At 41.6% G+C, this 14,146-nt stretch carries 12 protein-coding genes; all 12 read left to right on the top strand.

What is annotated here, in order from left to right:
• Positions 1 to 159 precede the first annotated feature (159 nt).
• Positions 160 to 1,173: a hypothetical protein gene (locus tag G4417_RS07155; protein ID WP_173683135.1), complete on the top strand. Its 1,014-nt coding sequence runs from the start codon at positions 160 to 162 to the stop codon at positions 1,171 to 1,173.
• A gap of 24 nt (positions 1,174 to 1,197) precedes the next feature.
• Positions 1,198 to 2,391, top strand: a complete 1,194-nt coding sequence (locus G4417_RS07150) for an ABC transporter substrate-binding protein (RefSeq protein WP_173683134.1) — start codon at positions 1,198 to 1,200, stop codon at positions 2,389 to 2,391.
• A 47-nt stretch (positions 2,392 to 2,438) separates the two neighbouring features.
• Positions 2,439 to 3,425: a FecCD family ABC transporter permease gene (locus G4417_RS07145; protein WP_420314190.1), complete on the top strand. Its 987-nt coding sequence runs from the start codon at positions 2,439 to 2,441 to the stop codon at positions 3,423 to 3,425.
• A 71-nt stretch (positions 3,426 to 3,496) separates the two neighbouring features.
• Positions 3,497 to 4,657 carry an ABC transporter ATP-binding protein gene (locus G4417_RS07140; RefSeq protein WP_173683132.1) on the top strand — a complete coding sequence of 387 codons (1,161 nt, stop codon included), beginning with the start codon at positions 3,497 to 3,499 and terminating at the stop codon, positions 4,655 to 4,657.
• A gap of 405 nt (positions 4,658 to 5,062) precedes the next feature.
• Complete coding sequence (locus G4417_RS07135; RefSeq protein ID WP_173683131.1) at positions 5,063 to 5,344, top strand: hypothetical protein; 282 nt, start codon at positions 5,063 to 5,065, stop codon at positions 5,342 to 5,344.
• Between the two features lie 242 nt (positions 5,345 to 5,586).
• Positions 5,587 to 7,230 (top strand): hypothetical protein, encoded by a 1,644-nt coding sequence (locus G4417_RS07130; protein ID WP_173683130.1) that lies wholly within the window; start codon positions 5,587 to 5,589, stop codon positions 7,228 to 7,230.
• A 216-nt stretch (positions 7,231 to 7,446) separates the two neighbouring features.
• The gene (glmS, locus tag G4417_RS07125; RefSeq protein ID WP_173683129.1) at positions 7,447 to 9,288 is read left to right on the top strand and encodes a glutamine--fructose-6-phosphate transaminase (isomerizing); all 1,842 of its coding nucleotides are present in this window, start codon (positions 7,447 to 7,449) and stop codon (positions 9,286 to 9,288) included.
• Between the two features lie 220 nt (positions 9,289 to 9,508).
• Positions 9,509 to 10,252, top strand: coding sequence for a CpsB/CapC family capsule biosynthesis tyrosine phosphatase (locus G4417_RS07120; RefSeq protein WP_173683128.1), 744 nt, complete (start codon positions 9,509 to 9,511; stop codon positions 10,250 to 10,252).
• A 6-nt stretch (positions 10,253 to 10,258) separates the two neighbouring features.
• Complete coding sequence (locus tag G4417_RS07115; protein ID WP_173683127.1) at positions 10,259 to 11,011, top strand: YveK family protein; 753 nt, start codon at positions 10,259 to 10,261, stop codon at positions 11,009 to 11,011.
• Between the two features lie 2 nt (positions 11,012 to 11,013).
• Complete coding sequence (locus tag G4417_RS07110) at positions 11,014 to 11,718, top strand: polysaccharide biosynthesis tyrosine autokinase (RefSeq protein WP_173683126.1); 705 nt, start codon at positions 11,014 to 11,016, stop codon at positions 11,716 to 11,718.
• Between the two features lie 12 nt (positions 11,719 to 11,730).
• Positions 11,731 to 12,522, top strand: a complete 792-nt coding sequence (locus G4417_RS07105; protein WP_173683125.1) for an immunoglobulin-like domain-containing protein — start codon at positions 11,731 to 11,733, stop codon at positions 12,520 to 12,522.
• Positions 12,523 to 12,539: 17 nt separating this feature from the next.
• The gene (locus G4417_RS07100; protein ID WP_173683124.1) at positions 12,540 to 14,066 is read left to right on the top strand and encodes an LCP family protein; all 1,527 of its coding nucleotides are present in this window, start codon (positions 12,540 to 12,542) and stop codon (positions 14,064 to 14,066) included.
• The last annotated feature ends 80 nt before the right edge of the window (positions 14,067 to 14,146 follow it).

The raw sequence follows: 14,146 nt of genomic DNA, 5'->3' as shown, positions 1-14,146 counted from the left end.
AGAACTTGCAAAAGTTTCCGGGCAGATATATTATATGATAAGAGAAAACAGGATTATAGCAATTCCATAAAATACTGCAAATAGTCCGGTACAATCTCCTGATTGCATTATTTTCTGGAATTACTATAATATGAGAAAACTAAAGGAGAAAAAAACATCATGAAAAAACGTTCATTTACATTATTAATGTCAGCACTTACCATTTCAGCCACACTGATCGGTACAAGCCCGGTTTTGGCAAACACAGATACCGATACAGCAACAGAGGAAACTTCTGATAAAGAAAAAACTGATACAAAAGATGCAGAAGATGCAGACAGTAAAGATAAAGATTCATCTAAGGATGACGCATTAGAAGATGGCACCTACACAGCAGAATTTGATACAGACAGTGGAATGTTCCATGTAAATGAGGCAAACGACGGCAAAGGAACCCTTACAGTAAAAGATGGCAAGATGACTATCCACGTAAGCCTTGCATCAAAGAAAATCGTAAACCTTTTCGTCGGAAAGGCAGAAGATGCACAGAAAGACGGGGCAGAGGTTCTTGAGCCAACCACAGACACTGTTACTTACAGTGATGGAATGAGCGAGGAAGTATATGGATTTGATATCCCGGTACCTGCAATTGATGAAGAATTCGATGTAGCACTGATCGGAACAAAGGGAAAATGGTACGACCATAAGGTAAGTGTCAAAAATCCTGTAAAATCCGATGATACAGATGCAAAAAAAGATGATAAAGAAAACAAAGCTGCAGATTCCAAAGCAGATGATACAGACAAAGATGCGAAAGACAGCAAGACAGGTGAAGGTAAGACTCTGGCAGATCTGAATCTTGAAGATGGTGACTATACCATGGATGTAACTCTCACAGGTGGTTCAGGAAGAGCAACCATTGATTCTCCTGCTGCCATTAAAGTAGAAGGTGACAAAGCTACAGCCACTATCGTATGGAGCAGCCCGAACTATGATTATATGCTGGTGGATGGTGAAAAATATGAGCCGGTCAATAAAGAGGGAAATTCCACTTTTGAAATCCCTGTCAGTGTATTTGATGCAGAGATGGATGTAACGGCAGATACAGTAGCAATGAGTGAGCCTCACGAAATTGACTATACCTTAAACTTTGATTCCACAACTGTTAAAGAAGCAGAAAAAACAGCAAAATAATCATATACAAAGAAAAAAACAATTATGAAGATGAAAAACATAATAAAGAAACAGCAAAAAACAATATTTATCAGTTTCCTGTCAGCTATATTATTTCTTATCTGTATATGCACTGTCTGTACAGCATACGCAGCAGATAAAGACAATGCAAAAACTCCTGTGGATATCCCGGGACTTACCTATGACCACAGCATGGAACTTTCCTACGCAGAAGAATTCAGCGTAGATTATTACAAGGATGGCTATGCGCTGATCACTATCAATCAGGAAGGACAGTTTCTTGTAGTCCCGGAGGGAAAAAAGGCACCAGAGGGGCTTGAAAAAGATATCACAGTTATTCAGCAGCCGCTGAACAACATTTATCTAGTAGCAACCTCTGCTATGGATCTTTTCCGTGCGATTGACGGTATTGACAGCATTCGCCTTTCAGGAACTCAGGAAAACGGATGGTACATCCAGGAGGCAAAAGATGCCATGGAATCCGGCAAAATGATTTATGCAGGCAAGTATAATGCACCGGACTATGAGCTGATCCTGAATGAGGGATGCGGTCTTGCGATTGAGTCAACCATGATCCATCACAATCCGGAGGTAGAAGAGAAACTGGAACAGTTTGGTATTCCGGTAATGGTAGAACGTTCCAGCTACGAAAGCCATCCCCTTGGCAGAACTGAATGGATGAAGCTCTATGCAGTACTTCTCGGAAAAGAGGATGCAGCGGAGAAAGCGTTTAAGGAGCAGACAGACAAGCTTGACAAAGTCCTGACTTCTGATGATAAAGATACAGGTAAAACAGTGGCTTTCTTTTACATTAATTCAACAGGTGCCGTTAATGTGCGAAAGAATGGTGACTACGTTTCAAACATGATTGAGCTCGCAGGCGGCAAATACGTTCCGGAAGATACAGGAGAAAGTGATAATGCTCTGTCTACTATGAATATGCAGATGGAAGAGTTTTATGCCAAAGCAAAGGATGCAGATTATATCATCTATAACAGCACTATCGACGGTGAACTTTCTACTGTTGATGAACTTCTGGGCAAGAGTAACCTTCTGGCAGATTTTAAGGCAGTGAAGGATGGAAATGTGTGGTGTACAGGTAAAAATCTTTTTCAGGAAACTACAGAGCTTGGAACTATGATCGAGGATATCCATACAATTCTTACTACAGATGATGATTCACTGGATGAACTTACATATATGCATAAGTTAAAATAGCAAAAGGGAAAAACATGAATGACAAAAAACGTACAGCCAGATACTGGATGGCATTTCTTATACTGGCAGTGTTTCTGATAATTTTATTTATATGGAATGTAAATGCCGGAAGTATTCACCTTTCAGTGAACGAGATCCTGAATATTATTTTCAGACATCAGGGAGATGCGACTGCTTACAATATCATCTGGGAAATCCGTCTTCCGAGGATTCTGGCGGTAATTATTCTGGGAGGGGCACTTTCCGTATCCGGATTTCTTCTTCAGACATTTTTTAATAATCCTATTGCAGGTCCCTTTGTACTTGGAATTTCATCAGGAGCCAAGCTGGTAGTTGCCCTGCTGATGATTTTTTTTCTGAGCAGATCTATCTCCATGGGATCCGCAGCTATGATCATTGCGGCATTTATCGGTTCCATGATCTCAATGGGATTTGTGCTGCTGGTCGCAAAAAAAGTCCACAACATGTCCATGCTTGTCATCAGTGGCGTTATGATAGGCTATATCTGCTCTGCAATCACAGATTTTGTGGTTACATTTGCTGATGATTCCAATATTGTTAATCTCCACAACTGGTCATTGGGAAGCTTTTCAGGTATGTCCTGGGGCAATGTACAGGTAATGGCAGTGGTGGTTCTGATCACGATGGTGATCGTATTCTTTATGTCTAAACCTATCGGCGCTTATCAGTTGGGAGAGGTTTATGCACAGAATATGGGAGTGAATATTAAATTGTTCCGTATAGGACTGATTCTGTTATCCAGTATTTTATCTGCCTGTGTAACAGCTTTTGCAGGGCCAATCTCTTTCGTGGGTATTGCAGTGCCTCACATTGTAAAGAGCCTGCTGAAAACAGCCAGACCGATTCTTGTGATTCCGGCCTGTTTTCTGGGCGGTGCTGTATTCTGTCTTTTCTGCGACCTGATCGCCAGAACTGTATTTGCCCCCACAGAGCTCAGCATCAGCTCCGTAACAGCAGTATTTGGTGCACCGGTCGTAATCTACATTATGATCCGCAGACAGAAGAGAAACTGATATGGCGATCTGCCGGGTGACTGTGAGTTGACAGATTGGCATATGTATAAAAGGGAAGAGCAGGAAAAGACATGTCAGAGAAAATAACAGATGTAATAAAAGAAACAAAAAACAGAAATGCAGATCAGCAGGAACAGTATTTTTTCTGTACAGATCAGCTTACTGTCGGTTATGATGGCAGACCACTTATCAGAGAAATTAATATTCAGTTGAAAAAGGGTGAGATCCTCACTCTGATCGGTCCCAATGGGGCGGGGAAATCCACAATTCTCAAGAGTATTACAAGACAGCTTGCCACGATCAGCGGTACTGTATATCTGGATAAAGTGACGATGGCAAAAATGTCCAATAAAGAAGTTTCACGGAAACTGGCAGTCGTCCTTACAGAACGTATGCGTCCGGAACTGATGACCTGTGAGGATATAGTAGCCACAGGACGGTATCCCTATACAGGTACGCTGGGAATCCTTTCCGCAGAGGATAAGGCAAAGGTAAAGAAATCCATGGAAACTGTCCATGCCTGGGATTTGAAAGACCGGGATTTTACAGCTATCAGTGATGGTCAGAGACAGCGTATCCTTCTTGCCCGGGCTATCTGCCAGGAGCCGGAGATCATTGTGCTGGATGAGCCAACCTCTTTTCTGGACATCCGCCATAAGCTGGAACTTCTTACCATTCTGAAGCAGATGGTGCTGGATCATCAGTTAACAGTGATCATGTCGCTGCACGAACTGGATCTTGCCCAGAAGATATCAGATAAGGTGATCTGTGTACATGGAGAATATATAGAAAAATACGGTGCGCCGGAAGAGATTTTTACTTCTGATTATATTCGGAAATTGTATGGAATTACCCGCGGAAGTTATAATGCTGCTTTTGGATGCGTGGAAATGGAGCCGCCCAGGGGAAATCCGCAGGTATTTGTGATCGGCGGAAACGGAAGCGGAATTCCATATTACCGGAAGCTGCAGCGCCAGGGAATTCCGTTTGCAGCAGGAGTGATTCATACCAATGATGTTGATTATCAGGCGGCCAGCGTACTTGCAGAACAGGTGATCACGGAAAAGCCCTTTGAATGTATTTCACAGGAGGCTTATGACAGAGCGGCAGAAGTGATGAAAAAGTGTCAGAAAGTTATCTGCCCGCTGAAAGACTTCGGAACTATGAATGCCGCAAACAAAGAATTGTTTTGTCTTGCACGGAAGTTGGGCATGCTGACAGAAATTGAATAAATTTATTCATCAGGCATAAAAAATATTAATGAAAAGTTGTTGTTTCCACAGTAATCGGTGGTGAATAACAACTTTTTTTGTTAATGTTTTCAGATAAATGTCGAATTATATCATGAAACGTCGGACGAAATGCGTTGACATTTTCTGAGAAGGAAATTACAATTAAAGCCGTAATAAGACAGAAAACGGCATGTACCGGTCTGTACGTGTCAGGTACACAACACACATAATACAGCAAAACAACATATGATACAACAACACACAACAACACACAACAACACACAACAACACACAGCAAACGCAATGACACAGGTAACAAGGTTACTGCAAATGTGAAAAGAAGCAGCGGCATTGCCTGTGATGCGAAGCAGCAAGGTAAAAAGATAATAGGGAGAAAAGAATAAGATGAACAAAATGAATGAATTATGCGAAATGGAATTAACGGATCATTACGAGGAGAGGCTCTTTGCCCTGAAAAAGAAGATCAGCGCAGCAGATGGGTATATCAGGCAGGATAACAGCGACCTGGCAGAATTAGAGAGCAGATATGACCAGTTGGATATTCCGTATTGTGTGAGAAGATTTCTGGATGATTATATTGCATGTATGCAGACTAAATATGAGCGTCTTGCAGATTTGTGCTATCTTGCAGGAGAAAATGAATTACTTAAAGAAGAAAGGATTTAGTGTGCCAATCCAGAAACCGTTACTGTTCACTCCGTTCACAGTAACGTAGCCAAAATTCATTCCAGATTGCCTGCGGCAATGGAATTTTGGCTCGTATGTCTCGGGATTTTGGCATATTCATGCCAAAACACCTCGCGGGATAGTGGTGTGTGAACAGTAACCAGAAACCTCTTGTCTTATCTGTCAAAATAAAGTATTGTATATAATATACAATATTTACGATGGATAAGGGGGAATGCGATATGTACAGAAAGAAAAACTTTGTGAGTCTGGGAATAAGTCTGATCCTTGCAGCAGGAATTACAGTGACACCTGTGACAGCAGCAGATTTCACAGATGGTACAGTCTCCGGATTTAATTCAGAAGATACAGCAGAATTTGGCACACAGCAGGAGACGTCAGATGAAGAGGAGATTACATCAGGCACAGAAGAAGGTATTTCTGAGGAAGCTTCTGAGGAATCAGGTTCAGACGAAAAGGATTCGGATGAAACAGAAGTTTTTACAGAAAAAATGATTCCAAAATCAGATGTTGTCCCGAATAACAGACAGCTTCTGGAAGAATATCTGAATGATATTCTGTATGGACAGGATCCGGGCACACAGCCGGCAGCTTCTGTAGGGGAGGATATACTGAACGGACAACAGCAGACCTTATATGAGGAGCTTAAGAGCAAAATCAGTGCAGTAGCCTCCAAAGGCGGTTCCACCAGATTTAAGATCACTTCAAATCTGGGACTGACCTGGCAGACAACAGTAAGCGGCAGTGCGCTTGAAAGAGAAGTAGCTGCGCACCTCAAAGAACTGGATATCTCAAAAATCATTGATTGCCTGGCGGTAGACTGTCCTTACGAATTATACTGGTACGAAAAGACTGCATCTACTACATGGCAATATAATTATTCTACCAGGAGAACAGGAAACAAAACAACTGTAAAAATTGAAAATCTTTCCATACATATGCCGGTAACCAGCAGCTATGCCTCAAGCACATATAAGGTAAATGCCCAAATTGTGCAGCTTGCCAGAATGGCAGCAGAAAATGCAAGAATGATCGTAAAAGAATTTCAGGATTTTACGGAAACGGAAAAACTGTATGGATATAAAGAGACTATCTGCTATCTGACTTCCTATAATGATGATGTGACAGAGGCGGACGAATACGAATACGGAGATCCATGGCAGCTGATCTATGTTTTTGACGGAGATGACAGTACGAATGTAGTATGCGAAGGCTATTCCAAGGCATTTCAGTATCTGTGTGATCTCAGCGATATTACCTGCTATACAGTGACCGGCATGATGGATGGCGGCACAGGAGAGGGGCCTCATATGTGGAATGTTGTGGCAAATAACGGCAGATATTATATGGCAGATATTACAAACAGTGATGAAGGGACAGTTGGAGAAGACGGCGGACTGTTTCTGGATACTCCGATTTCCGGAAGTATTTCCAGGGGATATACATATGCGACGGACAGTTCAAATATATATTTTGCATATGACAAAGAAACAAAGGACTTATACGGAGCCGGAAACAAATCTGTTCTTTATATGACCCAGGATCCTTATTCGGCTGATGATCTTACTGCGAAACCTCCGAAAACATCAATCACAGGTATTTCCAATAAGACGGCCGGCAGACTCTCACTTACCTGGAAAAAGTCAAAGGGTGCAGCCGGATATGAAATATATCGCCGTGCAGGAACTACACATCCTTATGTAAGAGCAAAGGTGATCAAATCCGGCTCGACTACGAAATATACAAACACAAAACTGAAGAAGGGGCAGACTTATTATTACAGGATCCGTTCATACAGATATGATGAAAAAGGACGAAAGATATATAGTGGCTGGTCAACGGTAAAGAAACAAAAAGTGAGATAGACACTGATAAAAAGCCGCACAGATAATGATGTGGATAAAATGATATTGAAAGTACTTTCATAAAAACAGAGTATACAGTTTCAGGGGATTTTCTTGCCATATGTGGAACATCATGATACAATGAAACACGATATGACAGAAAAACCCCTGAAATTTTTTATATAGTATCTTTGGAAGTACTATAAATCTGGGAGGATATGGGAGGAATAAATATAAATGTGTGGAATCGTAGGATTTACAGGCAATCATCAGGCAGCACCGATTTTGTTATATGGTCTGTCCAGACTTGAATACAGAGGTTATGATTCAGCAGGAATTGCAGTTCGCGACGGCGAAGATGCTACAGAGATCATCAAGGCGAAAGGCAGACTGAAAGTTCTTGCAGATAAGACTAATGATGGAGAATCTGTTCACGGAACATGCGGTATCGGACATACCAGATGGGCGACGCACGGAGAACCATCTGAGACAAATGCTCATCCCCATATGAGCGATGATGGTAATGTAGTAGCTGTTCACAATGGGATTATTGAGAATTATCAGGAACTGAAAGATAAACTTGTCCGCAACGGCTACGAGTTTTATTCATCTACAGATACAGAAGTAGCAGTTAAACTGGTAGATTATTATTATAAGAAATATCTTGGAACACCGGTAGATGCCATTAATCATGCAATGGTCCGTATCCGTGGTTCTTATGCTCTTGCGATTATGTTTAAAGACTACCCGGGAGAGATTTATGTGGCAAGAAAAGACAGCCCTATGATCCTCGGTGTAGAAAATGGCGAATCTTATATTGCATCAGATGTTCCTGCAATTTTGAAATATACCAGAAATGTTTATTATATTGGCAATCTGGAAATGGCCCGCGTCAGAAAAGGAGAGATTACTTTCTACAATCTGGATGGTGATGAGGTTCAGAAAGAGACAAAAACAATTGAATGGGATGCAGAGGCAGCGGAGAAAGCCGGATTTGAACATTTTATGATGAAAGAAATCCATGAACAGCCGAAAGCTGTCCGTGATACATTAAACTCCGTATTAAAAGATGATCATATCGATCTTTCAGAAGTAGGACTTACAGAAGAAGAGATCAAAAAGATCAGCCAGATATATATCGTAGCCTGCGGTTCTGCCTATCATGTAGGAATGGCGGCACAATATGTGATTGAAGATCTGACAAGAATCCCGGTACGTGTAGAACTTGCATCTGAGTTTCGCTACAGGAACCCGATACTGGATCCGGACGGACTTGTGGTCATTGTCAGTCAGTCAGGTGAAACAGCAGACAGTCTTGCCGCGCTTCGTGAGGCAAAGAAGATGGGTATCCATACATTAGGAATCGTTAATGTAGTAGGATCATCCATTGCCAGAGAAGCAGATAATGTTTTTTATACTCTGGCAGGACCTGAGATATCTGTAGCGACTACAAAAGCATACAGTACACAGCTTATTGCAGCCTATGCCCTGGCAGTACAATTTGGAAAAGTCAGAGAACAGATCACAGAAGAGAAATATGAGGAACTGATCGCAGAACTGAAAACACTTCCGGACAAAATTGCCAAGATTATCGAAGATGATAAGGAACGGATCCAGTGGTTTGCTTCCAAACAGGCAAATGCAAAAGATGCTTTCTTTATTGGCCGTGGTATCGACTATGCCATCAGTATGGAAGGCAGCCTGAAGATGAAAGAGGTAAGCTACGTACATACAGAGGCTTATGCAGCAGGGGAACTTAAACATGGAACCATTTCCCTTATTGAAGATGGAACCCTTGTGATCGGAATCCTTACACAGGAGCATCTTTATGAGAAAACCATTTCCAATATGGTAGAGTGCAAGAGCCGTGGTGCCTATCTGATGGGACTCACCACATATGGTCATTATAGTATAGAAGATACTGCTGACTTTACCGCTTATATCCCGAAGACGGATCCACATTTTGCAACTTCGCTGGCGGTTATTCCACTGCAGCTTCTTGGATACTATGTCAGTGTGGCCAAGGGTCTGGATGTAGACAAACCGAGAAATCTGGCAAAGAGTGTAACAGTAGAATAATAAGTGATATTTATATATCATTTGACTGGTTTTGTATTTTCCGTTTTGATATGAAAACGGGAAATACAAAACCGTTTTTAGTTTACCGGAAATTGTTTTGTGATATTTTGATGACAAAGGGTAGTCAGAACTGAAAAATGAGTTGACAATCTTTTCAGGAAATGTTTTAATTACAAGGATGGTATGCGAATATTTGCCATACGAAGGAGGAGTGAAAGATATGTCCAGAAAGGGTATATACGACGTACATTGTCACATTGTACCTGGTGTGGATGATGGAGCATCGAATTATGAAGAGACAAAGAAGCTGCTGCAGATGGAATACGATCAGGGTGTGCGGGGGATTATTGTGACACCTCATTTTCGTTTTCGGATGTTTGAGACACCCATTGAACGTATAAAAGAGCAATTTGTACTGGTACAGAGGGCGGCGGCAGAGATTGGTAATGATCTGGAGGTATATCTGGGCTGTGAATTTCATGCAAATATGGAGATGCCCGATATGCTCAGAAGCGGTAAAGTCAGCACGATGGCTGGCTCCAGATATGTTCTGGCCGAGTTTTCTGAGAGCTCGGAGGCTTCATATATACGTGAGAGGATATATGCATTACTCTCTAATGGGTATAAGCCGATCGTTGCACATATTGAGCGGTATGAGGCAACCAGATCAGATTTGAATTTTGTAGAGGAACTGGATGATATGGGAGCCTGTATGCAGATCAATGCAGACAGTATCATCGGAAAAGAAGGCTTTTCCATAAAACGTTTTTGCAGAAAACTTATGAAATATGATCTGGTTCAATTTGTGGGGTCAGATTGCCACAATACATCTGACAGAATATCCAGAATGGGAGAGGCATACAGTTATGTGAATAAGAAAATGGGAGAAGAGTATGCTGACTATCTGTTTATAGAGAATCCTCAGAAGATTTTAAAAGATGCGAAAAGAAGGAAGGAAAGATAAAATACAATGGAACAGCTTAATATGCAGGATAATGATGAGATTGAAATTGACGTATCGGAAATATTTCATGTTTTGCTGAACAAGATATGGGTTATATTATTAGCCGGTATTATTGCAGCTCTGGCAGTTATTGCAGGTACGCTTTTATTTATTACGCCTCAGTATGAATCTACGACGAAGATGTATGTGCTGAGTAAACAGGACAGCAACACACTGACCAGTCAGGATATGCAAACCAGTTTGTCTCTGACAAAGGACTATGCGGAACTGATCAAGAGCCGTACAGTTACAGAAGGAGTTATCACTCAGTTAAATCTGGATATGACACATGAGCAGCTACTTAAGAAGATGTCCGTAGATTCTGCGACAGATACCCGTATCCTGTCAATTTCGGTCCGCGATGAAGATCCTTATGAAGCATGTGAGATTGCCAATGCGATCCGTGATGTTGCTGCAAACCACATTAAAAATGTAATGGACATTGATGCTGTCAATGTGGTCGAAACTGCGAACATCCCTGAACAGAAAGTAAGCCCGAGTGTTGTCAAAAATGGCGTGATCGGAGGCGTTTTCGGAGTTGTTGTTGCAATTGCGATCGTACTGATAACATATATTTCAAACGATACGATCAAGACACAGGAAGACGTGGAACGTTATCTGAAGCTGAGTACACTGGGAACAATCCCCCTGTCAGAAGACGAGCGTAAGAAGAAAAAGAGAAAGAAACAGAAGAAGCAAAAAAGGGGTGGGAGAAGGTAATTATGAAAGAAGTAAATATTTATCGTCCGGCACTGGATTACAGTGCGAATGAATCCTATAAATCTTTGCGTACAAATCTCCTTTTCTGTGGAGAAGAGAAAAAGGTAATCGCGATTACAAGCTGTACGCCGAATGAAGGAAAGAGTACTGTTGCTTTAAATCTGGCATTATCACTTTCAGATTCAGGCAAGAAGGTATTGCTTATTGATGCGGATCTCCGTAAGTCTGTCCTTATGGGAAGAACGGAGGTTGAGGAACAGGTGAAGGGTCTGTCTCATTTACTTTCCCATCAGGAAACCCTGGAAAATGTGATCTATGCTACAAATATTCCCAGATTTCATATTATTTATGCAGGTACTGTACCGCCCAATCCTGCTGAGCTTCTTGGCGGAGAGTATTTTAAGCGTGTTCTTGCGGCAGTCAGAAAGGTTTATGATTATGTGATCATAGATACACCACCTCTTGGAAGTGTAATTGACAGTGCGGTTATTGCTGATGAAAGTGATGGCTCTATTATTGTTATGGAATCAGGAGCAATCAGTTACCGGTTTGCCCAGGAAGTGAAGGATCAGCTTGAAAAATGTGACTGCCCGATCCTTGGTGTGATCCTGAACAAGGTTGATATGAGCAAACAGGGATATTATGGTAAATACTATGGTAAATATTATGGTAAATACTATGGTAAAGAAAAAGATAATTCTCAATAAGGAGCATTGACTATGGCGAAGAAATGGATTGCGGCTATGCTTGTTGTCTGTGTAGGACTGGGAGCCGGAGTTGTATATATGAGAGAACAGTTCGACCGGAAAGCTCCTGAGATTGTCTGCACAGATGAGGCAGTAAAAGAGTACAAACCGGAAATGAGTGATGCAGAACTTCTGAAGGGTGTGAAAGCAACCGATGATAAAGATGGTGATGTTTCGGATTCACTTACAGTGGAGTCTGTCTATGAAGTAGACGATTCAAACGTGGTGGTGACATACGTTGCGAAAGATGCTTCCAATAATATTGCGAAGCTGAAACGAAATATGAGCACAGATCCGGAGGAAATGAAAGAGAGCAGCGAGAAGGATGATGACACATCGGAAGGTACGGAACCGACCCCTGTACCTGTTGAAGATGTGGAAACCGATGATTCATCACCGGAAGAATCTGATTCCGGGGAAACATCAGCAGATGACGGACTGACACCAACACCGGCAGGTGATGATATTGCATCTCAGACTGCAGCAAAGCAGGAGAAAATGGCAGATGATATGCCGGCACAGTGTCCGAAGATTTATCTGAATGAATATTACATAAAGACTTCTGTGGGAAGTTCGGTGGATCTTTTATCTAATGTAAAAGAGATAAAGGATGATACTGATAATGTAAGTGAGTTATGGAGAAGAATACAGATTAACGGACAGGTTAATACCTATACACCGGGAACTTATACCTGTAGCTATTATGTGGTTGATTCAGCCGGAAATATGTCTAATACTGCAGAACTCACAGTTATAGTTCAGTAAAGATATGAGGTGTCATAATGATTAAGACAAAGAAACAGGACAGAGTTCCCGGAATTATTATTTCCGCTGTATTATTTTGCGCAGAGATGGCTTTTATAGTGCTTCTTCTTTATACGAAGCTTATATCAGTAAAATATATCGGTGTGATTTCAGCTATGTTGCTTGTATTTCTGCTGCTTGTGTATTTACTTGTGCGAAAAGCAAGAAAAAAGATACGTTTTATCATTGGGGTTGTACTTTCAGTTCTGATATTAGCAGTGCTGGGAACAGGAAGTCTGTATATTTATAAAACAGTTTCCACGCTGGATACGATCACAGGTGTGAATAAGGATATTACGAAGATTAATGTATATGTGAAAGAGGATGACCCTGCACAGAAGCTGGCAGATGCATCCGGCTATACATTTGGTATCCTCAGCGAACTTGACAGGGATAATACAGATCAGGCATTGCAGCAGATGTACTATGAACTTGGCAGTGATGTTCAGACGAATGAGTATAGTGGACTGTCTGAACTTGCAGACAGCTTAAATAATGGAACTACTGGTGCGATCATTCTGAATCAGGCATATCTTGATGTACTGGATGAAATGGATAATTATTCTTCTTTCTCTTCCCAGCTCAGGGAGATCGCGTCACTTCAGGTTGAAACAGTTGTCCAGAGAAAGACTCCGCAGGTAACTGAAGCTGTCGGCAGCACGACAGAGACTTCAGATAACAGTTCCGCAGATGCGGCAGTGACAGATGAAGTGTATACAATCTATGTGAGCGGTATTGACACCAGAGGAGAAATGACAGCTTCCAGCCGAAGTGATGTAAATATTATCCTTACTGTGAATACCAGAACAAAACAGATCCTGATGGTATCCACGCCAAGAGATTATTTTGTTCCGCTGTCTATTTCAAATGGTGTGCCGGATAAACTGACCCATGCCGGAATTTACGGCGTAAATGTAAGTATGGATACTCTGAATATGTTATATGATATTAATATCAACTACTATTTCAGGCTTAATTTTGCAGGATTTGAGAAGATTATTGACGCACTTGGCGGTATTACTGTTAATTCAGATTATGAGTTTGATTCACAGAACACCAAGGGATATCATTTTAATAAAGGTGAAAACCATTTAAATGGTGAGCAGGCACTGGTATTCACCCGGGAGCGTTATGCTTTCAAGGAGGGGGACCGTCAGAGAGGCCGTGACCAGATGGCAGTTATCCAGGGTGTAGTAGATAAGGCAACCCAGCCTGCTTTCCTTAAGAATTATCTTTCAGTAATGGACAGTTTGGACGGCTGTTTTGAGACCAATGTTCCATATGATATTATAGCATCGCTTGTCCGCAAACAGTTGGATGAGGGAGGCTCATGGCAGGTATTGTCTTACAGCACAGATGGAACGGGAGATACTCAGAAGCCATATTCCATGAGTCAGAAAGCATATGTCATGATTCCTGACCAGACTACAGTTGATAAGGCAAAGACACTGATGAAGAAGGTCAGGGAAGGATTCATGCTTTCCGAGGCAGATGTAGCCAGATAACTGAATTTTCAAATACGCTCCAGATGGGCGGTACTGAACAGAAAACAGAAATATTTATCAGGGAGACATGTATCATGATC

Origin of the sequence: Blautia wexlerae (genome assembly GCF_013300825.1) — a bacterium.
Lineage (GTDB): Bacteria > Bacillota > Clostridia > Lachnospirales > Lachnospiraceae > Blautia_A > Blautia_A wexlerae_B.
Note: the sequence above shows the minus strand (reverse complement) of the source record. Positions and strands in the feature narration are given on the sequence as shown.

Bases quoted from the DNA above. Each gene is read 5' to 3' on its own strand.
- G4417_RS07155 (WP_173683135.1), top strand. From the start codon at position 160: ATGAAAAAACGTTCATTTACATTATTAATGTCAGCACTTACCATTTCA.
- G4417_RS07150 (WP_173683134.1), top strand. From the start codon at position 1,198: ATGAAGATGAAAAACATAATAAAGAAACAGCAAAAAACAATATTTATC.
- G4417_RS07145 (WP_420314190.1), top strand. From the start codon at position 2,439: ATGGCATTTCTTATACTGGCAGTGTTTCTGATAATTTTATTTATATGG.
- G4417_RS07140 (WP_173683132.1), top strand. From the start codon at position 3,497: ATGTCAGAGAAAATAACAGATGTAATAAAAGAAACAAAAAACAGAAAT.
- G4417_RS07135 (WP_173683131.1), top strand. From the start codon at position 5,063: ATGAACAAAATGAATGAATTATGCGAAATGGAATTAACGGATCATTAC.
- G4417_RS07130 (WP_173683130.1), top strand. From the start codon at position 5,587: ATGTACAGAAAGAAAAACTTTGTGAGTCTGGGAATAAGTCTGATCCTT.
- glmS (WP_173683129.1), top strand. From the start codon at position 7,447: ATGTGTGGAATCGTAGGATTTACAGGCAATCATCAGGCAGCACCGATT.
- G4417_RS07120 (WP_173683128.1), top strand. From the start codon at position 9,509: ATGTCCAGAAAGGGTATATACGACGTACATTGTCACATTGTACCTGGT.
- G4417_RS07115 (WP_173683127.1), top strand. From the start codon at position 10,259: ATGGAACAGCTTAATATGCAGGATAATGATGAGATTGAAATTGACGTA.
- G4417_RS07110 (WP_173683126.1), top strand. From the start codon at position 11,014: ATGAAAGAAGTAAATATTTATCGTCCGGCACTGGATTACAGTGCGAAT.
- G4417_RS07105 (WP_173683125.1), top strand. From the start codon at position 11,731: ATGGCGAAGAAATGGATTGCGGCTATGCTTGTTGTCTGTGTAGGACTG.
- G4417_RS07100 (WP_173683124.1), top strand. From the start codon at position 12,540: ATGATTAAGACAAAGAAACAGGACAGAGTTCCCGGAATTATTATTTCC.